Origin of the sequence: Streptomyces sp. NPDC016309, from assembly GCF_043077235.1 — a bacterium.
Lineage (GTDB): Bacteria > Actinomycetota > Actinomycetes > Streptomycetales > Streptomycetaceae > Streptomyces.
In genome coordinates this window covers 300527-326506 of the sequence record NZ_JBIBSG010000003.1, presented here as the reverse complement: position 1 = coordinate 326506, position 25980 = coordinate 300527, and the positions used below count along the sequence as shown (strand labels likewise).

Here is a 25980-nt window from a genome sequence, read left to right as displayed (position 1 = left end):
GATGTGTTCACCCCGGCTCCGCTTTCCCGGTACGGCGACGGGGGCCGGGCGTGCGCCCGTGGGTCGCTGCGCACGAGGGAGCGGTGTTAGAAATGGTTCATGAGCGGACGTCTCGGACGGACCAGGCGGGCGTCGGGCCGCCCGGTCCCGGGACGCGCGCCGGACGCTCCGGACGCTCCGGACCGGCCCCGGGGCAGGGCCCGTCCCGGCGCGGCCGGACGGCCGCCCGGTGAGGGGATGCGGTCCCTGCTGGGCGTGCGCAGCGTCGCCGGTCAGGTGCTGCTGCTCCAGGTGCTGGTGGCGGTGCTGCTGATCACGGCCGCGGTGGTGGGACTGGCGTTCCAGGCGCGCTACGACGGGGAGCAGGACGCCCAGAACCGTTCGCTCGCCACCGCCGAGTCCTTCGCCGACGCGCCGGGCACGATCGATGCGCTGAGGTCCGCCGATCCGACGGCCGCGCTCCAGGCCGCGGTGGTGCGGGCACGCAACGGCTCCGGCGTGGACTTCATCTCCGTGATGCGGCCCGACGGGACGCGCGTCGCCGACAACGAACGCTCGCTGATCGGTGTCCGTGCCGAGGGCGTCCAGCGCGCCACGGCGGGGACCGCGTTCACCGAGATCTTCGAAGGTGCCCCGAACGACGCGGCCCGGGCGGTCGTGCCCGTCACCGCCCCCGACGGGTCGGTGGCCGGCCTGGTGAGCGCGGGGGTCTCCATCGAGAACGTCGGGGACTCCGTCAACCGGCACCTTCCGGTGCTCTTCGCCTCCGCCGGTGCCGCGCTGGTGCTGGCGGTCGGCAGCTCGGCGCTGGTCAGCAGGCGGCTGCGGCGCCAGACGCACGGGCTCGGGCCGACCGAGATGACCCGGATGTACGAACACCACGACGCCGTTCTGCACGCGGCGCGCGAAGGGGTGCTCATCATCGGGGACGACGGCCGGCTGACCCTGGCCAACGACGAGGCGCGCCGGCTCCTGGAGCTGCCGCCGGACGCGGAGGGGCGCCCCGTCACGGCGCTCGGGCTGGACGAGAGCACCGCCGGGCTGCTGGCCTCGGGCCGTGCCGTGACCGACGAGGTGCACCTGGCCGGGGACCGGCTGCTGGCGGTCAACACCCGGCCGACCGCCCCGTACGGCGGGGCGGTCGGCACGGTCGCGACGCTGCGCGACACCACCGAGCTGCGCGCGGTGTCGGGGATGGCCGAGGTCGCGCGGGAGCGGCTGAGGCTGCTGTACGAGGCGGGCGTGCGGATCGGGACGACGCTGGATGTGGTACGCACCGCCGAGGAGCTGTCGGAGGTGACGGTCCCGGGGTTCGCGGACTTCGTGACGGTGGAGCTGCTGGATCCGGTGCTGCGGGGCGAGGAGCCGTCGGGCGGGCACACCGAGATGCGGCGCACCGCGGTGTGCGGGATCCGGGAGGACCACCCGCTCCAGCCGGTGGGCGACCTCGTCCGGTTCGCGGTGCCGACCACGCCGATGGCGGCGGCGCTGGCGGCCGGGCACGCGGTGCTGGAGGCCGACCTGAGCGTGGCGCACGGCTGGCGGGCGCAGGACCCGTCCGGGGCCGACGAGGCCCTCGCGTACGGCATCCACTCGCTGGTCACGGTGCCGTTGCAGGCACGCGGGGTGGTGCTGGGGATGGCCAACTTCTGGCGCTCGGAGCGTGCCGAGCCGTTCGAGGAGGAGGACCTCGCCTTCGCGGAGGAGGTGGCCGCCCGGGCCGCCGTGGCCGTCGACAACGCGCGGCGCTTCACCCGCGAGCACACCATGGCGGTCACCCTCCAGCGGAGCCTGCTGCCGCGGGTGCTGCCCGAGCAGAGCGCGCTGGACATCGCGTACCGCTACCTGCCCGCGCAGGCGGGGGTGGGCGGCGACTGGTTCGACGTCATCCCGCTCCCGGGGGCCCGGGTGGCCCTGGTGGTCGGCGACGTGGTGGGCCACGGTCTGCACGCCGCCGCCACGATGGGCCGGCTGCGGACCGCCGTGCACAACTTCTCCGCGCTGGACCTGCCGCCCGACGAACTGCTGGGCCATCTGGACGAGCTGGTCACCCGCATCGACCAGGAGGAGGGCGGGGACGGCAACGGGGAGGGCATCACGGGTGCCACCTGCCTGTACGCGATCTACGACCCGGCGACCGGCGGGTGCAGCGTGGCGACCGCCGGGCACTTCGTCCCGGCGCTGGTCCGCCCGGACGGCACCGTGGACTGCCCCGAGGTGCCCGTCTTCCCGCCCCTGGGGCTGGGCGGGCTGCCGTTCGAGACGGCCGAGCTCCGGCTCGCCGAGGGCACCCAGCTCGTCCTGTACACCGACGGCCTGATCGAGCACCGGCGGCGGGACGTCGACATCGGTCTGCGGGAGCTGCACGAGACGCTGTCCGGTCACCCCGGCCGGCCGCCCGAGGAGACCTGCGAGGCCGTGTTCCGGGCCATGCTGCCGCCGCACCGCCGCGACGACATCGCCCTGCTGGTGGCCCGCACCACGCTGCTCGACCCGTCCAGGGTCGCCGACTGGGACGTGCCGGCCGACCCGGCGGCCGTCGCCGGCGTCCGGGCCGCGTGCGGCCGGAAGCTGGAGCAGTGGGGACTGGAGGACATCGGGTTCACCACCGAGCTGATGCTCAGTGAGCTGATCACCAACGCCATCCGGTACGGCTCGGAGCCCATCCGCGTGCGGATGCTGTACGAGCGCCGGCTGGTCTGCGAGGTGTCGGACGGCAGCAGCACCTCCCCCCACCTGCGGCGCGCGGCCACCACCGACGAAGGCGGGCGGGGGCTGTTCCTGGTCTCCCAGTTCGCCGAACGGTGGGGCACCCGGTACACCCCGACCGGGAAGGTCATGTGGACCGAGCAGTCCCCGTCCGCGGGGCCCCGGCAGCCGGTGGAGCTGATGCTGGACGACATCTCCTGGTGAAGTGATCCATTCCCGCCGAATGGACGAGGGCCGTTTTGCTCCTTTCCCGCCGGCGCCGAATTCCTGAATGATCGCGGCGTTACCACGGGCCGGCCGGTACGCGTGGATCAATGGACGACCGGACCGCCGCAGGAAAGAAGCCGCGTCCGCTCCGGACGCCGTCGACAGGACTCGGACCGTCTCCGCCTTGCTTTCGCGAGGCGTGAATGTGGGAAGGGGGCCGATGCCGCTCGTTCCCGGGGATCCACGGGAGTGTCGATCGGGGCGGCCATCCGTGGTTCGCGCCCGGCGCTCCTCGCGAGTGACCGGCGATCACCCGCCCAGTCGGCAGCCTTACGCCCCATTTACCCCGCGATGGGCTCTAAGCCGGTAACGCGGCATGTGCCCATGTCCAGCCATACATAGGCGACTTGTCGCCCTTCCGAGGTCCGCGTGATAAGCATCACCGCGCCCTGCCTCCACGAGCCCTCGCACATGCCCGTATTTCCGTATGGGAACTGCGAAGTTGACGGTCCACCACTTCACGGCGGTAACCGCGCGTGTGGAATTCCAGCCTTGTTCCGTGCGGCCTCTCTCGCTTACGGTCCCCTCAATCCGGATGGACCGCCGAATCCTGCCGCCGTCCGGTAACCCCACCCACTCACGGACCAACGGCAGGAGCGGGGGACCCAGGTAAGCCGCCGGCCCGGATCACACCGGAACGGCTCGGGGTGAAGTCGTGGTGAATACCACGGCCGGACATCTCCCGTCCGAACCCGACAGCTCACCTCGCAGGCGACGGAGAGGAATTTCGCCATGCCCGCAAAGGGTAAGCACCGTCGTGCCAAGAACAGCCCGCTCGCACGCCGCCTCCTGGCCGCGGGCACGGGTGGCGCGGCGCTCGCGCTGCCGATGATCGGTGCCACGGCCGCCGAGGCGGCACCGAGCGCGGCGCCCAGCGCCGTGCACGCGGTCACCACCGCCGTGTCCGCCGCGCCGGCCGCCACGACCGCCGCCAAGAAGGCCGGCACCGTCACGTACGCCGTCGTCGCGGGCGACTCCCTGTCCAAGATCGCGCGGGAGCAGGGGGTGAGCGGCGGCTGGAAGAAGCTCTACGACGACAACCGCAAGGCCATCGGTGCCGACCCGTCCCTGATCCGCCCCGGCCTGAAGCTGACCATCGCCGGCAAGGCCGCGGCCGCGCGCCCCTCCGCCGCCCCCGAGCGCGCCGACCGGTCCGCCGTACGCCAGGCCGCCCCGGCCGCCGCCAAGGCCGTGTCCTACCCGGACAACCTGGACGGCTGGATCCGCGAGGCGCTGGACATCATGGCCCAGCACGGCATCCCCGGCACGTACGAGGGCATCCACCGCAACATCATGCGCGAGTCCTCGGGCAACCCGCTCGCGATCAACAACTGGGACTCCAACGCCCTGGCCGGAACGCCCTCCAAGGGCCTCCTCCAGGTGATCGCCCCGACCTTCGAGGCCTACCACGTGCCGGGCACCTCGACCGACCTCTACGACCCGGTCGCCAACATCACCGCCGCCTGCAACTACGCGGCCGACCGGTACGGCTCGATCGACAACGTCAACGGCCCGTACTGATCCTCCCGCTCCCGCACCGGGGCCGGCCGCACCCTCGCGGCCGGCCCCGCCGGCGTTTCCGCCCGGGAACCACCGCACCACCGCACCGGCATTGCATAACCATGCCAAATCGTGCAAACTTACGCATACCGCGTTGTACGAGGAGTTTTCCCGCATGGCCCACGAAGCCGACCCGACCGCTCCCGCCCCCGCCCCCGCCCTCCGCATCGACATCACCCTGGCCCGGAACTGCCACGACTGCGGCGAATGGGGCACCGTGATCGACGCCCAGGGCCACGACCGGCCCTGCCCGGCCTGCCAGCGCCCCCGCCGCGGCTGACCCCTGCCGCCCTCACGGGCGGGCACGCTCAGTAGTTCTGCCACTCGTGGCGGGTGTACTCCAGCACCGCCGGGTCCATCAGAGTGCTGGCGCGGACGTCCTGGGGGCGCCGGTCGACGGGGAAGACGGTGGCGGCCGCGAGGACGTCGTCGTCGAGGAAGCGCAGCGGCGGGGCGTCGGCCGCGAGGCGCAGCTTCGGGGGCGGGCCGTCGGCGCCGGGGGTGGCGAGGACGAAGCCCCAGTTGCCGAAGCTGGGGACGTCGACCTGGTAGGGGGTGGTCGCGTAGCCGGCCTTCCCGATGGTGGCGGCGATGGACCAGTACGACTTGGGCGCGAAGAACGGCGACCCGCCCTGGACCATGACGCGGCTGTCGGGGGTCAGGACGCGGCCCAGCAGGTGGTAGAACTCGACGCTGTACAGCTTGGCGAGGGCGGCGGTGTCCGGGTCCGGGAAGTCGATGAGGACGGCGTCGTAGCGCCGGGTGGCGTCCCGCAGCCAGTTGAAGGCGTCGGCGTTGACGACGGTGACGCGCGGGTCGGACAGCGCGTGCCGGTTGAGGTCGAGCAGCGGGGCGAAGGTGCGGGCCAGCCGTGTCATGGCCGGGTCGAGGTCGACGAGGGTGACGGTGTCCACGTCGTCGTAGCGCAAAACCTCCCGGAGGGCCAGCGCGTCTCCGCCGCCCAGGATCAGCACGGAGGAGCGCTTCCCGGCGAGCGCGGGGTGGACCAGCGCCTCGTGGTAGCGGTACTCGTCCACGGACGAGAACTGGAGGTCGCCGTTGAGGAACAGCCGTGTGTCGGGCTGCCCGGTGAAGGCGGTGGAGCGGGTGACCACGATGTCCTGGTACGGCGTGGTCTCGGCGTGCACGATGGGGTCGCGGTAGAGCTGCTGGCGTGCCGTGACCTCGATGTCGTCGGCCAGGACGTACACCGTGGCGAGGACGGCGAGGACGCCGCCCGCGCCGGCCAGCAGCCCGTTGCGCACCATCGGGCGGGTTTCGCGGCGGAAGATCCACAGCACCACGACGACACCGGCGACGGCGTTGACGCCGCCCACCACCAGCGCGCCCTTGAGCTGGCCGAAGGCCGGCAGGAGCAGCAGGGGGAAGCACAGGCCGCCGGCCAGCGCGCCGACGTAGTCGGCGGCGAACATGTCGGCGACGGCGCTGCCGGCCTCCTGGCGCCTGATCCGCTGGAGGAGGGTCATCAGCAGCGGGATCTCGGCGCCGACCAGGAGCCCGACGACGAAGGAGACGACCACCATGGCGGGCATGTAGAGGCGCAGCCAGGCGAAGGCCATGTACAGGATGAGCACCGACAGGCCGCCGACCAGCGCGAGGAGGATCTCGACGAGGGCGAAGGCGCCGACCGCGCGCCCTTGCAGCGGCTTGGCCGCGAGGGACCCGATGCCCATGGCGAAGACCATGACGGAGATGACCACGGAGGTCTGCATCACGGAGTTGCCGATGAGGTAGCTGCCGAGGGCCGTCAGCGCCAGTTCGTAGACCAGGCCGCAGGCCGCGCAGACGAACACCGCGAGCAGCAGCAGGAAGCGCGTTCCCCGTGCGCGGGGCCCCGGCGGCCGGGGTCCGGCGGCCGGGGCGGTGCGGTCCAGGACGGTGGTGCCCATGCCGGGTTCAGGAAACGGCGGCGCCGACCATGAAGGCCGTGCCGAGGTACATGGCGGCCTGGACCCAGGCGGCGGGGTGGGGGCTCGTCCCGTTGTCGTCGAGCACGGCGTGGCCCAGGCGCCCAGGGGTGAGCAGCCCGACGATGACCGAGATCAGCGTCATCACGACGACACCGGCGAGGCCGTACAGCAGGGTGCTGACCAGGCCCTCGGCGAGGCCCAGCTCGGATTCGCTGGCCCGGATGGACTGCTCGATGACGAGGCCGATGGCGAGCGTCTGGCCGGCGAGGAGGACGGCGGCGCCCCGGTTGCGCTCGGTCCACACCACGTGGAGGAGCTTGCCGGGGGTGACGAGGTCGAGCGCGATGAAGCCGACCGCCATCACGACGAAGCCGACCAGGCCGTAGAGCAGGGCGGTGCCTGCCGACTCGAAGATCTCTGTCACGGTGTGCCTTTCGGGGACGTCGTCGAGGGATGCGGAGGGAAGGGGGGTGCGGAGGGGCGGACGCGTCGCGTCACTTGCCGGAGCCGGGGCCCCCGCCGCGGAACGCGGCGCTGTCGGGGTCCGGCCAGACCGACCCGACGTGGGTGCGCCAACGGCTGTAACCCGTGCGGTAGTCGGCGATCTCGATCAGGCTGCCGGTGCCGCTGGTGTGCGGGCTTATGGCGACGATGTCGTTGCGGTAGCGGAGGAACTCCTTGCCGCCGTCGCTGACGCGGTCGACGGCGGAGGTGTTGCCGTTGATCTCCCCCGCGACCTTGGGCACCGGGTCGGTGCGGTCGACGTAGTCGGCGCCGCTGGAGGAGTACTGGCCGCGGATCCAGCCGGACGGGACGTCGTTGCCGTCGTCGTCGTCCGGGTCGCTGGAACAGGCGGCGAGGGCGAGGGTGGCGAGGAGCATCACGCTGATGCGTCGGGCGGTCTTCATCGGGCCTCCAGCCGGGTGTGCGTCGCCACGATCCGGCGGCTCTGCGGGTAGGTGTGCCAGGTGCGCCAGCTCAGCCCGGTGTCCTCCGGCTCCACGGTGAGGGCGGTGACGGCTTCCGGTGAGCCGGGGAAGACCCCGTACAGGGACCGGGGGTGGTCCTCCGAGCGGTCGCGGATCCGGGCCACCCGGGTGCTGAACTCCCGCGGGCCGTACTGGCGTACGCGGGCGCCGAAGCCGTAGTGCCAGCCGTCGAAGTCCCGGGCCGCGGTGTCGGGCAGACCGCCCGCGACGCCGGGCAGGCAGGCGACGGTCTCCCCGACCGGCCCGGCGAACACCTGGTGGGAGGCGCCCAGCAGTCTCAGTTGTACGTCGAGTCCGCCGACGGTCAGGTCGCGCACGGCGAGCGCCTCGCGCGGCGGACGTCCGAGCACGAACGACAACTGGTCGGCGTCGGTGTCCAGGTACGGGGTCGTCAGCGCTATACCGCTCATCCGACGCCGCCCGGGCACCCGACCAGTACCGTGCCGAGGACGGCGGGCTCGAATCTCAACGGTGGTTCCCCCGACTGCGAAAGTGCTTGGAGCGCGGCCGAGTATGGCACAGGCGCCCCACGCGCCTCATCCGGGGCTGGGCGGGGCCCTCAGCCCCCGTCGCCGGCCGGACGGGCCGCCGCTTCCCGGTCGGAGCCGGGCCACACGTAGGGCAGGTCGTCCGGGACGCCGGTGAAGCGCGCCGCGTAGAAGTCCGGGTCCTTGCGCAGCAGGGCCGACTGGTGGCTGCGGTGGAAGGCGGGGTCGCCCAGCCAGAACGGCACCTCACCGGCCCCGGCGAGCTCGTCCTGCGGACGGACGGGCGCGCCGGGGCGGAAGGCGTGGAAGTCCGCGAGCAGGGAGGCGGCGCAGGTGTCGCGGTGCCCCCGCTCGGTCCAGGCCGCGCACACGTCCAGGCCGTAGCGGACCAGGGCCTCCTCGTAGCCGATCCACATCCGTACCGCGGGGTGGTGCCGCCAGCCGTAGCCTGGCACGGTCAGCCCGCGCAGCACCTGGAGGGCCTCGACCCGCTGCTTGCCCAGACGGCGCGGGTCCAGCACCTCGGCGCACGCCGAGAACGCCGGGTACGGCAGGAAGGTCTGCACATCCACGTGTCTACCGCCCCTGGGCCGTCTCCGCACGCCGGGGTACGGAGCCGCGCGCCGGCCCGTACGGGGGCGGGACCGGGACCGGACGGCGGACGAGCGGCCGGCCGTTCACCCACCCACGGGATGGGGACATCCGTTCGGGGTGGTGGACGTCGTGACGCCGGGCGGGGCCGGCAGTTGAACAGGGCATGAAGAAGCGCAGCATGCTCGCCGTCGCCTCCCTCGTCGCCGGAGCGGCGATCGCCGCCCTCAGCCCGGCGCCGCCCGCCGCCCAGGCGGTCACCTCCGACGGGCCGTCCGGCGCGGACGTCGTCGGCTCGGTGGAGGACTTGGACGGCACGGACGACACGGACGACACGGACGACACGGACGACGAGTCCGCCCCGCGCGCGTAGCCGCGTACGGGCACGGCGCCGCCGCACGGGGCACGGCGCCGAGGGCAACGGCACGTGCGGGATAATGCCGCCATGCGGATTTCAGCCAGGGCGGACTACGCGGTGCGCGCCGCACTGCTCCTCGCCGTCGGCGAACGGAGCGACCCCCTGAAGGCGGAGGCCATGGCCGAGGCGCAGGAGATCCCGCACAAGTTCCTCGAAGGCATCCTGAACGACATGCGGCGCGGTGGCCTGGTCACCAGCCAGCGCGGGGTGAACGGCGGCTACCGGCTGGCCCGGCCCGCCGGAGAGATCAGCGTCGCCGACGTCGTCCGGGCGGTGGACGGCCCGTTGGTGTCGGTACGGGGCGTCAGGCCGCCGGAACTGTCGTACAGCGGCCCGGCGGAGTCGCTGCTGCAGCTGTGGATCGCGTTGCGCGCGAACGTCCGGAGCATCCTGGAGGGCGTCTCGCTGGCGGACGTGGCGTCGGGCCGCCTGCCCGAGGGCGTGCACGCGCTGGCGGAGGACCCCGCCGCCTGGTCCAACCCCTGAGACAGCGTCATCGCCGCCTGACGTGCGGCGTCTCGGCACGCGAGACGTGGCCGACCACCATGTGAGCCGCCCCTTGTTCCGGTGTCCCCTGCCGAGCAATATCCCTACCAACCCGATAGGGAAACTAGGGATTGGGGGGGTGCGACGCATGGACCCGTACGCCGTGCGCGCCGCCGGGCCACACCGGCCGTGGTCCGGCGGGCGCCCGGCGCTCCCCTGCCTTCGGGCCTGTCATGCCCCTGCCTCCCGGTCGGCCCTCGCCCCGACGACCACCCGCGGCACCGGTGCCCCGGCCCGTCTCCGGCGCGCCGCCCGCCCCGTACGCCCACGACACCAGGAGTACCGCCCATGACCACCGCCCCCGCCCCCCACGGCGCCGAGGCCGCCCCGGCCGCCGGGCACCGCCCCACGACCCCGGCCCGCCGGTGACCTCCGCCACCGCCAAGACGGTGACCGCGCCCGCCCCGGTGACCGACGCCGGACCGGAGCCCGGAGCCGGGTCCGGGTTCGGGCCCGGCCCCGGAGCCGGACCCGCCGGCCGTACCGATGTCCTCCGCGTCGCGCGGGACGTCGCGGACGACCTCGCCGCCGACGCCGTCCCCCGGGACCGGGCCGGCCGGCAGCCGGCCGACGAGGCCGCCCGGCTGCGGGAGGCCGGACTGCCCGGCCTCCTTGTCCCGCCGGGCCCGGGGCGCGGGGTCGACTGGCGCACCGGCTGCGCCGTCATCCAGGAGGTCGCCACCGCGGACAGCTCCGTCGGCGCGTTACTGGCCCGCCATTACGTGCACACCTGGAGCGGCCGCTTCTACGGCGCCGCGCACCGCGCGTCCGCACTCGAGGGGGACACCGCCCGCGAACAGTGGCTCTGGTCCGGTGACGTGCACACCACACCCCCCGACGGCGCCGCCCCGGAGCTGACCCTGACCCCGCTCGACTCCGGCCACCTGCTCCACGGGAGGGTGGCGGTCGACACGGCCGTGACCGTCGCCGACCAGTTCGTCGTGGACGCCTTCTGCGCCGTGACGGGCGACGTCCTGGTCGTCCGCGTGCCGTCGGGCCGGCCGGGGGTGTCCGTCGAGCCCGCGGGGGACCGGCTCGGACAGCGGGTCGCGGGTGCGGGCAGCGTCACCTTCGACCGGGTGACCGTCGCCCCGGCCCAGGTGCTCGGCCCGCGTCCGCACGACGCGGAATCGACGGCGCCGTTCACCGCGCTGGCCGACCCCGCGCTCCGGCTCGCCCTGTGCCACGTGGGCCTGGGCATCGCTGAAGGGGCCCTCGCCGAGGCCCGCGACACCAGCAGGAACGCGCTGCCCGCCAAGGACCCGGACCTCCTCCTCGCGTACGGCGAGCTGGCCTCCGCGGCCCACACCGCCGCCGTGGTCGTCGAGCGGGCGACGGAGACGATGGCCGGGGCCCTGGAGGCGGGGCCGCACCTCGGTGTGGAGGAGCCCGCGGACGTCGCCGCCCTGGTGGCCACGGCCGAGACCGTCACGGCCCGGGCTGCCCTGCACATCACCACCCGGGTGCTGGAGCTGGCCGACACCCCCGGCCTGGACCGGTTCTGGCGCAACGCCCGGGTGCTGACGGCCCACCGCTCCACGGCCCACCGGCTCCGTGACATCGGCGAGCACTACCTCAACGGGACGCACCGCCTCGCGGCGGTGGGCCGCTGAGCTCCCGGGCCCGGCCGCGGCCGCGGGCCCCCCGCCCCGGCCGTCCCGGGCCGGCCGGGGCCGGCCGGGGCCTCAGCCCGCCGCGCCCCCGGGGGTCGCGGTCGCGCAGTCGGGATGGCCCCAGCGGGTCCCGAGCTTGGCGATCCGCTCCCCGGCCGCGTACGACCGGCCGCAGGGGCAGGTGCCGCGGAACTTCGCCTTGATGGTGCCGGAGGTGGTGCGGCCCGGGCGCTTCCCGGCGCCCCCGGCCTTCGCACGGGCCGGGGCGGTGCGGGCCGGCGCGGGCACCGGAACCTCCACGGCACCGAGCGCGGTACCGGCGGCCTCCTGGGTGAGCGCCGCGTCGCTCGCGGCCTGGTCGGCGATCGCGTTCAGCGGGTCGCCGCCCACCTGGTGGGCCGGCACGTAACGGAACTCGACCTCCCGTTCCGCCAGAAGCGCGTCGATGCCCTCGACGAGCTCCTGGTTGGCGACGGGCTTGCCGGCCGCCGTCCGCCAGCCGTTCCGCTTCCAGTTGGGCAGCCACTGCGTGACGGCCTTTATGGCGTACTGGGAGTCCATCCGCACCTCCAGGGAGGTCCCGGGGTCGACGGCCTCCAGCAGCCGCAGCAGAGCGGTGAGTTCCCCCACGTTGTTGGTGGCCCGGCCCAGCGGCCCGGCCTCCCAGCGCTCGGGGCGGCCCTCCGCGTCGGCGATGACCCACGCCCAGCCGGCCGGGCCGGGGTTTCCCTTGGCCGCCCCGTCACAGGCGGCGATGATGCGATCGGACATCCTCCGATCATGCCCTACGGCGGGACCCGGCCGGCCCACGGGCCCGGGCGGGCGGTCCGGACCCGCGTGCGCCCGGGCCGGGGCACACCGGGCACGCCGTGGCCTGGTTCGGACAACACCGGCTCGTGTCGCGGTGTCCGCGCCTCCGCAGGACCCCGGGTGCGGCACCATGTGCTCCATGTCGGCTTCCGCACTCCGGACGGTCACGGCCGGGGGGGCCAACTTCCTTGGCTGGGAGGTCAGTTGAACGCCGACGGGACGGGTACGGAAGTGACCGGCGCGACGCACGGTGCGGGCGGGCGTCGGCGGGGGGACGGGGGCGGGGGCCGGCGGGAGGGGGACGGCCCGCGGCCGGGGGTGCGGGACTGGCTGGACGTCGGCCGCGCGATGCGGCGGGACGGCTGCTGCTCGCCGGAGCCCGGCCGCGGGTGAGGCTCAGGCCTCGGCGTCCTCCGGGTACCAGCGCAGCTCGACGGTGTTGCCGTCCGGGTCCCGCACGTACACCGACTGCGCGCTGCCCCGGGCGCCGAACCGGCTGACCGGCCCCTCCAGCACGTCGAACGTGCCCGAGTCGATGACCTCCTGCCAGTCCAGGGGCTCCACGACCAGGCAGATGTGGTCCACGTTGGACTCGCCGCGCGGACGGCCGAACAGGTCGATGATCATCGTCGGGCTGACCCGGACGGACGGGAACGGCACCGTGCCGGCCCGCCATTCCTCGACCCGGACCGGTTCCAGGCCGAGCGGCCCGCAGTAGAACTCCAGCGACCGCTCCACGTCCGCCACGTTCAGCACCACGTGGTCGAAGTCCTTGACCCGCACGGGCCACCCCCTTCACCGGCGGCCCGCGCACGGGCCGGCCGCATCGTCCGACACCGGAAATACGAGGTCACCGTACCCGGCCCGGATCCCTCACCCGCCGGCCAGCTCCCACAGGGTCTCCGGCGCGCAGGTGTGGGCGTAGTCGGGCGGCAGGTGCCGGGCGTGGCGTTCCTGGGCCAGCACGATCTGACGGACCATCCCCCGGCAGAGCTCCAGGTTCTCGGCGTCGCCGCGGCCGGGCGCGTACCCGGCGACGAAGGCGTCGAAGGGGACGCCCTCGCGGTGGCGGGCCAGGGCCGTCCCCAGGGCGCGCAGCGGACCGGTCATGTGGCGGCGGGCCGCGCTGTGGAACCGGCCCCCCTGCCGGTAGGACCGGTCCAGCAGCATGCAGACCGCCCAGTAGTGCAGGTTCGACAGGTGGCGCAGCACCGGGACGGTCTCGTCCGGCACCGGTTCGCCGGACGGCGGGAGACCGGTGGCGAGGCGCAGCGGGACGACCGGGTGGTCGGGGCTCGCGGGGTTCCAGACGTCCTGGCCGCCGAGGAGGGCGGGGTGGGTGCCCTCGAACAGGGCGCGGAAGAGCGCGAAGTGCTCGCTCTCGCCCTCTTCGCGGAGCAGGTCGAGCCGGGCGGACCAGGCGGGGTAGTCGAGCCGGTCCGGTTCCCGGGCCCGGAGCAGCTCCAGGACCCGGGCGACCTTGCGGTAGAGGCTGCCGACCTGGTTGGGGCGGGGCGCGGGGGCGGGGCCGGAGCCGAGCACCTCGTACAGGCGGGCGACGAAGGCGCGGTCCTCGGGGGTCTGCTGCTGGTCGGGGTCGACCGCCCGGGGCGAGGCCTCGACGTAGACGTACTTGGCCAGGCTGTACGGGCTCAGCGGCTCCAGGGTGAAGTCGAAGGGGTAGATGTCCTGTTCGTACGGGAACTGCTGGCGTCCCAGGTGGGGGGCGGCACCCAGGGCGACCAGGAGCGAGTTGACGATGTCGAGGTGGGTCATCTCCTCGATGGCCACGCCCATCAGGTGCAGGGGGCGGCCTCCGTAGCGGTGGCTGGGCCAGCCGGCGAGGGAGGTGAAGCGGGGCACCTTCACGGAGAACGCCGCGTACAGGTACTGGACCAGCAGCGAGTGCTCGATCTCGGCGCCGTCGCGCAGCAGCCGGATCAGTTCGAGGGTGGGATCGTCGAACAGGGGCGTGTAACCGAGTTGTTCGGCCTCGGCGGGGGTGAGCGGGCGGGCGGCCGCCGGGCTTCGGGCGCCGCTGCGGACGGCCCCGGACCGGGTGGTGGCGTCCGGGGCGGGGGCGCCGGCCGGGGTGGCGGGGAGGGTCGCCGTACGGTGCACCGTGCGGTGCCCGTCGGCGGCGGACCGCACCGCCTCCCCGTACCGGTCGTACCCGGTGCAACGGCAGACGTGCGGGCCGAGGACCGTGGCGACCAGCTCGTCCAGGACGTCCTGGTCGTCCTGGACGTCCGGACCGTCCCCGTCCCCGGTGCCGGCCGCCTCGCGGGCGAGCCGCGCGTGTTCGGCGACCACGCTGCCGGCGACGGCGAACCCGGCCGCGCAGTAGCCGCACTGGAAGGCGTCCCGGTCGAGGAACGCCTGCTGGACCGGGTGCAGCGCGCCGTCCTCGGCGAGCCCCTCGACGGTCGTCACCTCCCAGCCGCGCACGTGCCGCATGCTCGTCATGCAGGCCTGGCGCGTCACGGGCGGCAGCCCCGGAGCCGTCCGGACGGCGACGGTGCAGGCGCGGCACTCGCCGATCGAGCAGCCGATCCTGGTGCCGGTCAGCCCCAGCTCCTCGTGCAGGAAGTGCACGAGCGACAGGTCTCCCGGCACCCGCCGTCCGTTGTGCCGTACGCCGTTGACGGTGACGTCCAGCTCGGTCTGCGGTTCCTGCATCACGGCCGTCCATCGGTGGGGAGGGGCAGATCCGCGAGGCGGATCGGGGTACGGGTGGGCCAGCAGCGGTCGTCGGTGTGGCCGAGGGCGTGGGCGACGGCGTTGGCGATCGCGGGACCGACGCCCGTCATGGTGGCCTCGCCGACGCCCTTGTGGCGCATGGCCGGCTGTCCGGGGCCGAGGACGCCGCCGTCGGGGAGCGGGACGAGCACCGTCTCGCGGCGGATGCCGGTGATGTCGGCGTACCGGGCCAGCCGGTAGCGGTCCAGGTTGACGAACGGCCCGGCGCCGGTCTCCTCGGGCAGTTCCTCGTGCAGCGCGTGGGAGATGCCCATCGCCAGTCCTCCCTCGACCTGGCCTTCGAGCGCCGAGGGCAGCAGGGCGTCCCCGGCGTCGAGGAAGGTGACCGCGTCCGTCACCCGCAGGGTGCCCCGGCGCGGGGACAGTTCCACGCCGATCAGGTGTCCGGCGGCGGCGTACAGGGAGCGGGGGACGACCAGGCCGCCGGGGCCTCGCGCGGGCGGTGCCCGCAGCGGGCCGTGGGGTTCCAGCGGGAGCGGGTCGTCCGTGACGCCCTGCCCCAGGGCCAGGGCGTCGACGGCCGCCCGGTGCTCGACGCCGTCGACCCGGAAGGTCGCCCCGGACCAGCCGTTGCAGAAGTAGCCGTGGGCCAGGGCGTAGGTCTCGCCTCCGGTGCGGCGCAGTTCGCCGGCGAGCGCGGCCAGCGGGACGGGGTCGCGGCCGGGTAGCCGTACGGCACCGTCGCGCCAGGCGGCCAGCAACTGCGCGTCGGTGAGGCCAGGATCGCCCAGCAGGGTCCGGGCGGCGGGCAGGATGCGCAGGCGCAGCAGGGCGAGGCACACCTCGCGCAGGACGTGGACGTGGAAGAACGCCGTCTTGGAGGCGCTGCTGGCGCCGTGCGACAGGGAGATCTTGACCGTGGAGTGCAGGTTGCGGTCCCGCAGCCGCCGGGCGAACCGCTCGAAGGGCCCCACCACGCCGAGGCGGGCGACGGCCGGTACCCCCAGCACGCCGTGGGCGGCGTGCTCCAGGGCGAGCCGTGCGGACTGCCCCATGTCGATGGTCTGTCCCCAGACCTCGGCGCGACCGTCCTCGGTGAGGCGGACGGCGCTGTACACGCTGTCCTGGCTCGTTCCGTACGCCTCCATGCAGCAGGCGAAGCCGACGCCGCGGAGGGTGCCGTCGCCCCGGTCGGCGGCGCGGGCGCGCGCCGCGTCGCGCTCCCGCCACAGGGGGTGTTCCAGCGCCGCGGCGCAGACCTCGGCGTTCCCGACGTGGAAGCGCAGCGGGGTGCCGGCGAGGTCGACGTCACCGTCGCCGGGCGTTCCGTCGCCGGGCGTTCCGTCGCCGGGCGTTCCGTCGTCCGGCATTCCGTCGCCGTGCGGGCGCAGCACGTTGGCGAGGCGGAACCGGATGGGGTCGGTGCGCAGACGGCGTACGGCGAGCCGGTCGAGGGCCGTCTCCAGGTTGAACGCGACCTGGGGGATGCCGAAGCCCCGCATCGATCCCACCGGCGGGATGGCCCGCTCCAGCACGATCGCGTGCACGGAGGCGCGGGGCACACGGTAGGGGCCGGTGGCGTGCAGCGCGGCGAGCCCGAGGACGGCTCCGTTGAGGTTGGCCTCGACCCCGCCGCGCAGCACGACGAAGGAGCGGACGGCGTGGAGGCGCCCGTCGGGGGTGGCGCGGATCCAGCTTCGCACCGCGGACTCGTGGCGCTTGAGCCCGCCCTGGAACTGCTCCCGCCGGTCGTAGGCGAGGCGGACCGGTACGGGGGAGAAGACCGCGGCGAGCGCGAGGTAGAAGGGGAACGGCGACTTGTCCCGGCCGCCGAAGCCGCCGCCGCACTCGGTCGCGGTCAGCCGCACGCCGCGCACGGTGGGGTGGCCGTCGCCCAGCAGGTCGAGGATGTCGGGGACGTCGCTGTGCGGGGACTGGGTGCCCAGCAGCATGTGCAGCAGGCCGGTGGCACGGTCGAGCCAGGCCAGTCCGGCCTCGGGTTCGAGGAAGGCCGGGTCGGTCTGCTGGGTGAAGGTGGTGGTCTCGACGACGTGTTCGGCCCCGTCCGCCATGTCGGCCTCGACGGCCCGGTACAGGTCCTCGGCCTCGGTGTCGGGCATGTCGTTCCGGACGAACGAGGTCCCGTCGAAGGTGGTGCGCCCCCGCTGCCAGAACGAGTAGCCGTCGGGCCTGGTGCGGTCCAGCAGGTAGTGACTCTGGCGCTGCGTGCCGGTGAACCGGCGGCGGGTCCAGTCCCGCAGCTCGTCCTCGATGGTCCGGCCGTCGTCCTGGCCGGCCCGCGGCCCGTACAGCACGGGGCCGGGGTCCTCGCGGAGTTCCTGGGCGGCCCGGCGGAACCGCACGAAGTCGCCGTACAGTGCGATGGCGACGGGCTGGCCGAGGTAGTCGGCGCGCTCGCCCACCGGCAGGAGGGCCTGGACCCGGTCGGTGGAGACCCTGTTGCGGTACGGCGGCTCGGGCAGGTCCGCCGCGGTCACCACGGTGTCGGGCCGGAGGCCGGGCGGCAGCAGGCCGAGGTCCAGGCCGGTGAAGGGCCGGTCCACGCAGCGGCTGCGGAGCAGCAGGGCGTGGGCGCACTCGGCGGGCCAGCCCTCGGCGGCGAGGTCCCGGGGCCGGAAGTCGCTCGCGTAGACCTTGCCGCCGGTCACCTTCAGCCGCCGTACCGCCTCGGCGCCGTCGGTGGCGTCCGTTCTCCGGACGCCCTCGGCCTCACCGCCCATGATCCCGTCCTCGTCCCATGCCCTGGCGGCGCTCCTCGCGTCCGCGGCCGTGGGCCCAGCTCAGCAGCGGTGCGCGGCCCCGGCAAGGCGGCCGTGTCCGAACGGGTGCCGCCACGGGGAGCCCGGTCCTGGACCGGCCGGGGTCACCACCAGTAGGCGGGGTACCTCGGGGCCCGGGGGCGGATCCGGGAGGCGGCGTACTCGGCCAGGATCATCAGCGTCGCGGCGCCGAGCAGCAGCGGGACGAACCGGCCGGCCGCGGGGGTCTGGAGGACGATGACGACGGTCGTGGCGCAGGCCGGGGAATGGGGGGCGCGGGCGACCATGAGGAGGGCGAGGGTGATGCCGGCCGCAACGGCCGCCGCCCAGGGGCTGCTGCCGGCGGTGGCGAGCGCGGTGTAACCCACGGCGGCGCCGATGAGGTGGCCGGCGAGGACGGAGCGGGGCTGGGCGAGGGGCAGAGTGGGCGCGCTGTGGACGAGGGCGGCGCTGGCGGCCAGCGGGGGTATCAGCACCGGCTCGTGGATCACCGCGCCGATCGCGGCGAGGACCAGGAGGCCCGTGGTGGCCGCGGTGAAGCTGTAGAACGCCCCGGTGAGGGCGGGCCGGTCGGGGGCACGGCCGGTGGCGGTGCGGCGCCGCTGGGGCGGGCGGCCGCGGGCGGGGCCGGCGGAGTCGCCGGGCGGGGCGGTACGGGCGGCCGGGGCGGGGTCGGCGGGCAGCGTGGAGTCGGCACTCAGCACGGAGGTCTCCGGGGCGGGGCGGGCGGCACACGGCCGGTCGGGGGCGGGGCTGGAGCGGTCGGTGCTGTGCGGAGCATGCCCTGTGGTCGACAGAGGCGCTGACCTTGCGCCGGTCCCGGTCGGTCGGGCGCAGTCCGCCGGTCATGTTACCGAGGCGCCGGGTGGCCCACGGTGGGGGGCACCGGGAGCGGGCGGGCCGCCGGGCGGGGTGCCGCGCCGGTCAGCAGGTCCCGCAGGCCGGCGAACCGGTAGCCGCGGGACCGGTAGGCGTCGATGACACGGGGCAGCGCCTCGGCGTCGAGCACGGTGGTCCGGCCGGCCGGGTCCCCGATGTGCATCTGGAGGATCGCGCCGGGCCGCAGGGCGTCCACGGTCCGGCGTACCGCCCGGTCCGCGGTCATCCCGCCGGCGGTGCCGAGGTAGCCCTTGGTGTCGGCGGTGAACTCGATGTCGGCGAAGCCCAGCGCGTTCACCTCGGCGATGTGCCGGGGCGTGGTGGCGCCGTACGGGAAGCGGAAGAACGGCAGCGGTCGGGTGCCGGACGCCGCGCGGACGGCCCGGTCCGCGAGCAGCACCTCCCTCGCCCGCCCGGAGGGGGTCAGTCGGGCGAAGCGCGGGTGCGTGTGGGAATGGTTGCCGAGGCCGTGTCCGGCCGCCGCGATCCGGCGGACCGCGTCGGGGTGGCGGAGGGCGAAGTCGCCCGTCGGGAAGAAGGTGGCGGGCACCCCGTGGTGGGCGAGGACGGCCAGCACGGTGTCCAGGCCCCGGTCGTCCCAGGCCGCGTTGAACGTGAGCGCGGCCACCCGGCGGTCCGTCCGGATCGTCCGGTTCTCCGACCCGTACAGCGCCCGCAGGCGCCCCTCGTCCCACCCCGCCGTGGCCCCCACCGTCCGCCGCGCCGCGGCGTCGTGCGGGGGCGCGGCGCCCGTGAGCGGCGCGGTGACGAGGACCACGGCCGCCGCCGTGGCCGGCACCGCCCAGGCAGCCCGTACCCGTCCGGACCCGTGTCGTCCCGTTCTGGAGTGCACCGTCACACCTCCCCCATCGGCGCGGGCCCGCTGCCTCTTGAGCCCCGGAGCGCCCGCACGGCGGCCGGTGGCCGTGCGGGCGCGGGTGGTCAGGCGGGCGTGCGGGCGGGCGGGGGGCCGTCATCCGCCGACGTGGATGCCGGGACGCCGGTCGGGGTCGGGCTCGTGGCTCCGGATGATCTCGCGGGTGACGGGTGCGGTGTCGCCGCGGCCGAGCAGGAAGTACCGGAACATGTGCATCAGCGGGCTGCCCTCCGCCCAGGCGAAGTAGCAGTGCGGGCGTACGCCGGTGGCGTCGCGCAGCGCGAGCAGGATCGCGGCGATGGCGTTGGGGGCGGCCGGGGCGTGGGCGCGCAGCACCCGGTGGCCGTCGACCTCGACGCCGTGGACGGTGAGGGTGTCGCTGAAGTCCGACGGGTCGACCACGTCGATCTCCAGGAAGAGGATGTCGGCTGGGCCGGGGACGGGGTTGGTGCCGCGCTGTTCCCGCTCCTTGCCGCGGTACTCGGCGTCGTCGCCCGCCTGGCGCCGGTTGGCGATGATGTTGATGGCGCCGTCGTGGGCGAGGGTGTCGGTCAGGAAGCGCCGGGCGGTCTCGTCGAAGACGATGCGGTCGGCGCGCAGTTCGGTGGTGCGGGAGACGCGGGAGACCAGGGACACGACGACGATGCCCGCGATGAACAGGCCGGAGATGGCGATGCCGCCGGGCTTGTCGACGATGTTGGCGATCAGCGCGTAGAGGAGCACGGCGGTGAGCACACCGAAGCCCGCGGCACCCGCCCGCCGGCCGTGGCGGGCCGTGGACACGGTCACCGCGAAGGCGCCGGAGACCATCATGGCCAGGATGCCGGTGGCGTACGCGCCGGCCTGGGCGTCGACGTCGGCGCCGAAGGCGAGGGTGATGAGGACGCACAGCGCGGTGTAGACCAGCACGACGGGCCGTACGGCGCGCCCCCATTCGGGGGCCATGCCGTAGTCGGGCAGGTAGCGGGGCACGATGTTGACCAGTCCCGCCATGGCGGACGCGCCGGCGAACCAGAGGATGAGGATGGTGCTGATGTCGTAGACGGTGCCGAAGCCCTCGCCGAGGTGTTCGTGGGCCAGCCAGGCCAGGGCGCGTCCGTTCGCCGCGCCCCCGGGTGCGAACTCGCGGGCGGGGATGAGGACGGCGGTGACGAAGCTCGCGGACAGCAGGTAGACGCTCATCACCAGCGCGGCGGTGGTGAGGAGCGCGCGGGTGTTGCGGATACGCGCCCGCAGGCGCCGTTCGTCGTCGGCGCCGTCGGCCGCCACCAGCGGCATCATGCTGACGCCGGTCTCGAAGCCGGACAGGCCCAGCACCAGCAGCGGGAACGCCATCAGCGCGGGCCCCAGCAGGTCGCCGGGGCCGGCGCCGCCGCCGGTCAGCGCGTCGGTCCAGGCCGCCAGGGCGCCGGGGGTGGTGAACACCTGGGCGGCCCCGACGGCGATGACGATCGCGTTGAGCGCCAGGAAGACGGCGACCAGCGGGATGGCGACGTTGACCGCCTCGCTGAACCCGAGCAGGAACACCCCGCCGAGCAGCAGCAACAGGACGACCGTGAGCGCGACTTCGTGCCCGTGCAGGGCGGCCGGGAAGAAGGGGTTCTCCACCACGTGCACCGAGGCGTCGGCGGTGGACAGGGTGATGGTGATGATCCAGGACGTGGCCACGAACCCGAGCAGGACGAGCACGAACAACTTGCCCCACCAGAACGGCAGCAGGTCCTCCAGCATCGCCACCGACCCCGCCCCGTGGGGGCTCTCCCGCGCGACCCGCCGGTACATCGGCAGCATCCCGAGCAGGGTCAGCGCCACGATCAGGAGCGTGGCCAGGGGGGAGACCGCCCCGGCCGCGAGCGCGGCGATGGCCGGCACGTACGCCAGGCTGGAGAAGTAGTCGACGCCGGTCAGGCACATCACCTTCCACCAGGGGTGCTGTTCGGTGTTCCCCTCCCCCGCCGCCCGGCCCACCGGCTGCACACGGTGGCGCAGGAGCCAGCGGGCGACCGCCCCGGTGGGCTGCGTCCGCGCCGCGGGACTCGCCACCGATTCGGGTACGACCGTGTTACCGATGTCCGTCATCGTCTCTGTGACCCCTTCTGTCCGGTCGAGGCGTCGGCCTCCACACCCACCCGCTTGCCCCGGACCGGGGACGTCACCGACCATGAGGCCTGCTCGTCGCGCCGGACGGGCCCGACGCCGCCGGACACTGGCACCCGGCCCGCCGGTTGTTCGAAGGAGCCCGCAGTTGCCCGTGATACGCAGCCTGCGCCGAGTGGTGCGCCGCGCCTACCGCAGGACCGTGGACCTGAGCCACCCGGCCCGTTCACCGCTGGGCACCTCGGTGATGAACTGCGTGGTCTACGAGGACGGCGTCCGGCTCTCCGGGTTCCACCGTGCGGACGAGGCCGTACGGTACGTGCGGAAGGCCGGCCGAGGGTTCGTCTGGCTGGGCCTGCACGAACCGTCCGAGGAGGAGTTCGCCGGGTTCGCCGACGTGTTCGAGCTGCCTCCCGCCGTCGTGAAGGACGCGGTGCGTCCCCACCGGCGGCCCAGGGTGGAGGCGCACGACGGCACGCTGCTGGCGGTCTTCAAGACGTGCCGGTACGTCGAGCACACCGAACTCACCGCCACCAGCGAGGTGGTGGACACCGGCGAGATCACGGTCTTCACCGGGCCGGACTTCGTCATCACCGTCCGGCACGGCCCGCACGGTTCGCTGGGCCCGCTCCGGGAAGCGCTGGAGGAGTGTCCCGAACAGCTCGCCAAGGGGCCGTCCGCGGTGCTGCACGCGGTCGCCGACCGGCTGATGGACGACTTCCTCGCCGTCGCCGACGCGCTCCAGGACGACCTCGACCACGTGGAGACGGTCGTCTTCAGCGAGCAGGCGGCGCGCGGGGACGCCGGCCGGATCTACCAGCTCAAGCGGGAACTGCTGGAGCTGCGGCGGGCCGTGACCCCGCTCGACCGGCCCCTGCACGCCCTCGCCACCGCGCCGCTCGCACCCGTCGCCCCGGACGTCCGGCCGTACTTCCGCGACGTGGCCGACCACCACCTGCGCGTCACCGAGCAGATCACCGCCTACGACGCGCTGCTCGACTCGATCCTCCAGGCCCATCTGGCGCAGGTGACGGTCGCTCAGAACGAGGACATGCGCAAGATCACCGCCTGGGCTGCGATCGTCGCCGTGCCCACCATGGTGTGCGGGGTGTACGGCATGAATTTCGACCACATGCCCGAGCTGCGCTGGAGGTACGGCTATCCGCTGGCCCTCGGGGTCATCGCCCTCGCCTGTTTCCTGATCCACCGGGGCTTCCGCCGCAACGGCTGGCTCTGAGCGGGGGCCCCGCCGGCACCGCGGCGGGGCGCGGGGCGGACGAGCGCGGTGGACGGGCGGGGCGCGGGGCGGACGGACGGGGCGACGGGGCGGACGGACGGAGCTCCGGGGCCGGTCCGCGACACGCGCGGACGGGCCTGGGCGCGCGGGCCGCGCGGGTGTTACTACAGGGCCATGGAGAAGGGCCAGGGGCGCGCCACCGCCCGGACCGGCGGGCCGCGACTGCCCTCGCACCGGATGTTCGCCCTCACCGACGGCGTCATGGCCATCGCCATGACCCTGCTGGTGCTGGACATCGAGCTGCCGGAGGGGCTGAGCGGCCGGGCGCTGCACGACGCGCTCGACGACGTGGCGTCGCAGGTGGCGACCTTCCTGCTGAGCGCCGTGGTGATCGCGCTGTTCTGGCAGGCCCACCACACGGCGCTGCGGGGCGCGGAGTGGCTCGACGCCCGCCTGTTCTGGCTGAACGTGGCCTTCCTCGTCCTGGTCTCCCTGATCCCGTTCCCGACGCGGGTGCTGGAGGCCTACGCCCATCTGCCCCTCGGCCCGGGCCTGTACGGGGCCGTCATCGGCACGGCGGCGCTGGTGCTGTACGCGATGCAGCGGCACATCGCGCGGTCCCCGGCGTACGGGCGCGGCGGCCGTACGCCCTTCCCGGCGCAGGCCTTCGTGTTCCTGCTCTCGGTCGGCATCGCCCCGTTCTCGCCGCAGGCGGCCCTCTACAGCTGGATCGCCTCGGTGCCCCTGTCGCTGCTGGTCGACCGGCGCGCGGCCGGGTAGCCCTGCCCGGGCCGGTCAGTCGTGCGGGACGACGGCGACGGGGGCCTGGGAGTGGTGGAGGACGGCGTGGGTGACCGGCCCGATGTGGGAACCGGTCCGCGCCCGCCGGTTGCGGCGGCCGACCACGAGGAGCAGGGCGTCGCGCGACGCCTCCACCAGGTCCTGGGCCGGGCGGGCCTGGTGGCACTCGCGCACGACGGGCACGCCCGGGTACTTGTCCGTCCACGGCAGCAGCGCCTCGTCGAGCGCCCGGCGTGCGGCCCGGGCCGCGTCGGCCAGGGTCACGGCCAGGGCGCCGCCCAGGTCGGGCCCGTGAACCGCCGGGACCGCCCAGGCGGCCAGCACCCGCAGCCCGCAGCCGTACCGGTCGGCCGCGGCGAAGCCGAAGGCGAGCACCTCGTCCGCGGAGCCCCGTACGTCCAGGCCCAGGACCACCTCGCCGGCCGTGCGGGCCTCCCCGGGCACGGGACGGTTGTGCGGGCGTACGAGGACCACCGGGTGCCGGGTGCGGGCGAGGACGGCCAGGGAGACCGAGCCGGCCAGGAATCCGGCGAGGGCGCCCAGGCCCCGGGAGCCGAGCACCAGCACCTCCGCCTCGTCGGCGGCGGCGCACAGTGCCTCGACCGGGTCGCCGGAGCCCCACTCCGTCTCGACGTCGAGGCCCGGGTGGCGGGTGCGCAGCCGCCGCTGCGCGGACCCCAGCGTCCGCTCCCCCCAGCCGAGGGCCGTCAACGGGTCGACGAGGCGGGTGCGCGGGTCGTCGTCACCGGCCCAGACCTGGAGCAGGCGCAGGGGCACGCCCCGGCGCAGCGCCTCCTCGGCCGCCCAGTCCGTCGCTGCGAGGCTTTCCCGGGACCCGTCGAGGCCGACGGTGACGGTGCGGGACATGAGGGGCTCCTTCGGTGCCGGGGGTGGGCCTGCGCTCCCCACCATGGTCGCTCCACCCGGGTCCGCACAGGGGACGGAGGTCCCGGGGCGCGGGGGCCGGTGGGCCCGCCGGTGGCGGGTGTCCGGCCGTGGGCGCCGTTTCTTGGCCCGGCCGGCCCCCGGCGCGGGGCCGACCGGCCCTGCGCGACCACGTGCCGCCCCGCTCATGCTGGGTGCGGAGGGGTGGCCGTGGCGGCCGCCCCCGAACCGTGTGGAGGCACCCATGACCCGCGCCATCGCCGTAGGAGTGGACGGATCCGCGGAGGGCCTGGCGGCGGCCGACTGGGCGGCGCGTGAGGCCGCGCTGCGCGGGGTGCCGCTGCGGATCGTGCACGCCTGGCTCTGGCAGCCGCTGGACGTGCCCGTGGCGCAGGACCGGGAGACGACGGCCCGGGCCGCCGAGGCGCTGGTGCGGGAGGCCGGGACGCGTGTCGCGGAGCGGTGGCCGAAGCTCGCCGTCTCGGCCGAGGTGGTGCAGGACACCGCGGTCGCCACCCTGCTGGGGGAGGCGGCCGCGGCACGGATGCTGGTACTGGGCTCCCGCGGGCACGGAGCGCTGGCCGGCCGGCTCCTCGGTTCGTACGGGCAGCAGGTGATCGCCGCCGCGGCCGGGCCCGTGGTGTCCGTACGCGCTTCCGAGGGGCCGGTGCGCCCGGCGGAGGGCGGTGAGGTCGTGGTGGGGCAGCAGGGCACGCCCGAGGACAGCGGCGCGGTGCTCCGCTTCGCGTTCGAGGCGGCCGCGGCCCGGGGTGCGGCCGTGCGCGCGGTACGGGCCTGGAGCCTGCCGCCGGTGTACGCCTACAGCCCCGGTTCGCTGCGCCTCGCGGACGAGGCGGGAGGGCTGGAGCCGTTCGAGCGGAAGGCCCTGGCGGAGGCGCTCGCGCCCTGGCGGAAGCGGTTCCCTCAGGTGCCGGTGACCGAGCACGTCGAGATCGGCAGCGCGGGACAGGTGCTGCTGTCGGCCGTGGCGGAGGCGCGGTTGCTGGTGGTGGGGCGCCGGACGCGACGGGGCCCGGTGGGCGCCCGCATCGGCTCGGTCGCCCACGCCGCGCTGCATCACGCCCCCTGCCCGGTGGCGGTCGTTCCGCACGACTGACGGCCCGTCGCGGGCGCGGGACGCCCCAAGTCCGGGGGCGGGGTCCTCCGGCCACGGCGGGACGGTCGAGCGGGCGCCGGGAAGAGGGACCTTCGGCCCTGTGGCGGGGACTCGCGGGGCCTGCCGGCGCCCGGCGCTCCCTGATGGACTGCGTGCTCCGGGGCGATCAGGGTCCCCGGGCAGGGCCCGCACGAGGAAAGGCTGCCGCATGACGACGACCGGGATCAGCCTGACGAGGATCCCCCTGGACGGGAGCACGGTGGGCGTCGCGCTGGCGGGGGAGCTCGACCTGTACACCGTGGAACGCGTCGAGCCGACGCTGGCCCTTCTGACGCGCGACGCGCACCGGGAAGTGCTGCTGGACCTGGCGGACGTCACCTTCTGCGACAGCTCCGGCGCCGCGCTCCTGATCCGGGTGCACCGGCGCTGCGCGGCGGCGGGCGTCCGGCTGCGTCTGTGCCACATCCAGCGGCTCCCGGCCCGTGTCATCCGCACCCTGGGCGTGGACCGTGACGTGCCGTGCACCTTCGTCTGAGCCGTCCACCGGGCCGGGTACGCGCCGCGGACCGGCGGCGGGCACGAGGAGTGCGGGTGGCGTGCCGGCACGGTGAGTTCCTCCTCGGTCAGCGGTACGCCGCGCCGCGCATTGTCCGGAGGGCGTCCGCCGGACGGCGCTGAGCTGCGG

At 74.7% G+C, this 25980-nt stretch carries 23 protein-coding genes and 1 riboswitch; of the genes, 10 read left to right on the top strand and 13 right to left on the bottom strand.

All coding sequences use genetic code 11. The features are described from left to right. Positions 1–237: 237 nt before the first annotated feature. The 3 genes from ACF068_RS09305 (at position 238) to ACF068_RS09295 (ending at position 4816) form a co-directional block, all read left to right on the top strand. Positions 238–2913 (top strand): SpoIIE family protein phosphatase, encoded by a 2676-nt coding sequence (locus tag ACF068_RS09305; protein WP_392273559.1) that lies wholly within the window; start codon positions 238–240, stop codon positions 2911–2913. Between the two features lie 594 nt (positions 2914–3507). Further along, positions 3508–3703: riboswitch (cyclic di-AMP (ydaO/yuaA leader) on the top strand. A 5-nt stretch (positions 3704–3708) separates the two neighbouring features. Next, complete coding sequence (locus tag ACF068_RS09300) at positions 3709–4497, top strand: transglycosylase SLT domain-containing protein (protein ID WP_392273558.1); 789 nt, start codon at positions 3709–3711, stop codon at positions 4495–4497. Positions 4498–4651: 154 nt separating this feature from the next. Further along, a complete protein-coding gene (locus ACF068_RS09295) occupies positions 4652–4816 on the top strand; it encodes a hypothetical protein (protein WP_392273557.1) in 165 nt (54 codons plus the stop codon). Between the two features lie 28 nt (positions 4817–4844). On the opposite strand, the gene ACF068_RS09290 is transcribed toward ACF068_RS09295, so the two are convergent. The 5 genes from ACF068_RS09290 to ACF068_RS09270 form a co-directional block, all read right to left on the bottom strand. Further along, positions 4845–6446 (bottom strand): polyamine aminopropyltransferase, encoded by a 1602-nt coding sequence (locus tag ACF068_RS09290; protein WP_392273556.1) that lies wholly within the window; start codon positions 6444–6446, stop codon positions 4845–4847. 7 nt (positions 6447–6453) lie between these two features. Continuing rightward, a complete protein-coding gene (locus ACF068_RS09285) occupies positions 6454–6891 on the bottom strand; it encodes a DUF350 domain-containing protein (RefSeq protein ID WP_392273555.1) in 438 nt (145 codons plus the stop codon). A gap of 70 nt (positions 6892–6961) precedes the next feature. Continuing rightward, positions 6962–7375: a DUF4247 domain-containing protein gene (locus ACF068_RS09280; protein WP_392273554.1), complete on the bottom strand. Its 414-nt coding sequence runs from the start codon at positions 7373–7375 to the stop codon at positions 6962–6964. After that, positions 7372–7866 carry a DUF2617 family protein gene (locus ACF068_RS09275; protein WP_392273553.1) on the bottom strand — a complete coding sequence of 165 codons (495 nt, stop codon included), beginning with the start codon at positions 7864–7866 and terminating at the stop codon, positions 7372–7374. Before ACF068_RS09275 ends, ACF068_RS09280 begins: the two co-directional genes overlap by 4 nt. A 149-nt stretch (positions 7867–8015) precedes the next feature. Beyond that, on the bottom strand, positions 8016–8510 hold the full coding sequence (locus ACF068_RS09270) for an MSMEG_6728 family protein (RefSeq protein WP_392273857.1): 495 nt from the start codon (positions 8508–8510) through the stop codon (positions 8016–8018). A 191-nt stretch (positions 8511–8701) separates the two neighbouring features. Between ACF068_RS09270 and ACF068_RS09265 the strand changes: the two genes are divergently transcribed. The 3 genes from ACF068_RS09265 (at position 8702) to ACF068_RS09255 (ending at position 11112) form a co-directional block, all read left to right on the top strand. Further along, complete coding sequence (locus tag ACF068_RS09265; protein ID WP_392273552.1) at positions 8702–8908, top strand: hypothetical protein; 207 nt, start codon at positions 8702–8704, stop codon at positions 8906–8908. Between the two features lie 72 nt (positions 8909–8980). Then, positions 8981–9439: an RrF2 family transcriptional regulator gene (locus ACF068_RS09260; protein WP_392273551.1), complete on the top strand. Its 459-nt coding sequence runs from the start codon at positions 8981–8983 to the stop codon at positions 9437–9439. Between the two features lie 425 nt (positions 9440–9864). Beyond that, positions 9865–11112 (top strand): acyl-CoA dehydrogenase, encoded by a 1248-nt coding sequence (locus ACF068_RS09255; RefSeq protein ID WP_392273550.1) that lies wholly within the window; start codon positions 9865–9867, stop codon positions 11110–11112. 72 nt (positions 11113–11184) lie between these two features. Here ACF068_RS09255 and ACF068_RS09250 read toward each other — a convergent pair whose 3' ends face one another. From ACF068_RS09250 to ACF068_RS09220, 7 genes are all read right to left on the bottom strand, one after another. Further along, positions 11185–11883: a ribonuclease H gene (locus ACF068_RS09250; protein WP_392273549.1), complete on the bottom strand. Its 699-nt coding sequence runs from the start codon at positions 11881–11883 to the stop codon at positions 11185–11187. Between the two features lie 435 nt (positions 11884–12318). After that, on the bottom strand, positions 12319–12705 hold the full coding sequence (locus ACF068_RS09245; protein WP_392273548.1) for a VOC family protein: 387 nt from the start codon (positions 12703–12705) through the stop codon (positions 12319–12321). 90 nt (positions 12706–12795) lie between these two features. After that, entirely contained in the window at positions 12796–14601 is a 1806-nt protein-coding gene (locus tag ACF068_RS09240) for a ferritin-like domain-containing protein (protein WP_392273547.1), read from the bottom strand. Then, entirely contained in the window at positions 14601–17363 is a 2763-nt protein-coding gene (locus ACF068_RS09235) for a xanthine dehydrogenase family protein molybdopterin-binding subunit (RefSeq protein WP_392273546.1), read from the bottom strand. The genes ACF068_RS09240 and ACF068_RS09235 overlap by 1 nt, the downstream gene beginning before the upstream one ends. A gap of 143 nt (positions 17364–17506) precedes the next feature. Continuing rightward, entirely contained in the window at positions 17507–18106 is a 600-nt protein-coding gene (locus tag ACF068_RS09230) for an HPP family protein (protein WP_392273545.1), read from the bottom strand. Positions 18107–18252: 146 nt separating this feature from the next. Next, positions 18253–19134, bottom strand: a complete 882-nt coding sequence (locus ACF068_RS09225) for a polysaccharide deacetylase family protein (RefSeq protein ID WP_392273544.1) — start codon at positions 19132–19134, stop codon at positions 18253–18255. 120 nt (positions 19135–19254) lie between these two features. Then, positions 19255–21237 carry an amino acid transporter gene (locus ACF068_RS09220; RefSeq protein ID WP_392273543.1) on the bottom strand — a complete coding sequence of 661 codons (1983 nt, stop codon included), beginning with the start codon at positions 21235–21237 and terminating at the stop codon, positions 19255–19257. Positions 21238–21403: 166 nt separating this feature from the next. On the opposite strand from ACF068_RS09220, the gene ACF068_RS09215 reads away from it, so the two are divergent. Together ACF068_RS09215 and ACF068_RS09210 are read left to right on the top strand one after the other, a co-directional pair. Continuing rightward, on the top strand, positions 21404–22492 hold the full coding sequence (locus ACF068_RS09215) for a magnesium and cobalt transport protein CorA (protein ID WP_392273542.1): 1089 nt from the start codon (positions 21404–21406) through the stop codon (positions 22490–22492). A gap of 174 nt (positions 22493–22666) precedes the next feature. Beyond that, positions 22667–23272: a TMEM175 family protein gene (locus ACF068_RS09210; protein ID WP_392273541.1), complete on the top strand. Its 606-nt coding sequence runs from the start codon at positions 22667–22669 to the stop codon at positions 23270–23272. A 15-nt stretch (positions 23273–23287) separates the two neighbouring features. Here the strand turns inward: ACF068_RS09210 and ACF068_RS09205 are convergent, their stop codons facing one another. Next, positions 23288–24160: a universal stress protein gene (locus tag ACF068_RS09205; protein ID WP_392273540.1), complete on the bottom strand. Its 873-nt coding sequence runs from the start codon at positions 24158–24160 to the stop codon at positions 23288–23290. A gap of 262 nt (positions 24161–24422) precedes the next feature. On the opposite strand from ACF068_RS09205, the gene ACF068_RS09200 reads away from it, so the two are divergent. Further along, positions 24423–25295, top strand: a complete 873-nt coding sequence (locus ACF068_RS09200; protein ID WP_392273539.1) for a universal stress protein — start codon at positions 24423–24425, stop codon at positions 25293–25295. A gap of 208 nt (positions 25296–25503) precedes the next feature. Continuing rightward, on the top strand, positions 25504–25830 hold the full coding sequence (locus ACF068_RS09195; protein ID WP_392273538.1) for an STAS domain-containing protein: 327 nt from the start codon (positions 25504–25506) through the stop codon (positions 25828–25830). Positions 25831–25980 lie beyond the last annotated feature (150 nt).

Bases quoted from the DNA above. Each gene is read 5' to 3' on its own strand.
- ACF068_RS09305 (WP_392273559.1), top strand. From the start codon at position 238: ATGCGGTCCCTGCTGGGCGTGCGCAGCGTCGCCGGTCAGGTGCTGCTG.
- ACF068_RS09210 (WP_392273541.1), top strand. From the start codon at position 22,667: ATGGAGAAGGGCCAGGGGCGCGCCACCGCCCGGACCGGCGGGCCGCGA.
- ACF068_RS09290 (WP_392273556.1), bottom strand. From the start codon at position 6,446: ATGGGCACCACCGTCCTGGACCGCACCGCCCCGGCCGCCGGACCCCGG.
- ACF068_RS09220 (WP_392273543.1), bottom strand. From the start codon at position 21,237: ATGACGGACATCGGTAACACGGTCGTACCCGAATCGGTGGCGAGTCCC.
- ACF068_RS09300 (WP_392273558.1), top strand. From the start codon at position 3,709: ATGCCCGCAAAGGGTAAGCACCGTCGTGCCAAGAACAGCCCGCTCGCA.
- ACF068_RS09200 (WP_392273539.1), top strand. From the start codon at position 24,423: ATGACCCGCGCCATCGCCGTAGGAGTGGACGGATCCGCGGAGGGCCTG.
- ACF068_RS09235 (WP_392273546.1), bottom strand. From the start codon at position 17,363: ATGGGCGGTGAGGCCGAGGGCGTCCGGAGAACGGACGCCACCGACGGC.
- ACF068_RS09280 (WP_392273554.1), bottom strand. From the start codon at position 7,375: ATGAAGACCGCCCGACGCATCAGCGTGATGCTCCTCGCCACCCTCGCC.
- ACF068_RS09260 (WP_392273551.1), top strand. From the start codon at position 8,981: ATGCGGATTTCAGCCAGGGCGGACTACGCGGTGCGCGCCGCACTGCTC.
- ACF068_RS09240 (WP_392273547.1), bottom strand. From the start codon at position 14,601: ATGCAGGAACCGCAGACCGAGCTGGACGTCACCGTCAACGGCGTACGG.
- ACF068_RS09295 (WP_392273557.1), top strand. From the start codon at position 4,652: ATGGCCCACGAAGCCGACCCGACCGCTCCCGCCCCCGCCCCCGCCCTC.
- ACF068_RS09195 (WP_392273538.1), top strand. From the start codon at position 25,504: ATGACGACGACCGGGATCAGCCTGACGAGGATCCCCCTGGACGGGAGC.
- ACF068_RS09205 (WP_392273540.1), bottom strand. From the start codon at position 24,160: ATGTCCCGCACCGTCACCGTCGGCCTCGACGGGTCCCGGGAAAGCCTC.
- ACF068_RS09265 (WP_392273552.1), top strand. From the start codon at position 8,702: ATGAAGAAGCGCAGCATGCTCGCCGTCGCCTCCCTCGTCGCCGGAGCG.
- ACF068_RS09250 (WP_392273549.1), bottom strand. From the start codon at position 11,883: ATGTCCGATCGCATCATCGCCGCCTGTGACGGGGCGGCCAAGGGAAAC.
- ACF068_RS09275 (WP_392273553.1), bottom strand. From the start codon at position 7,866: ATGAGCGGTATAGCGCTGACGACCCCGTACCTGGACACCGACGCCGAC.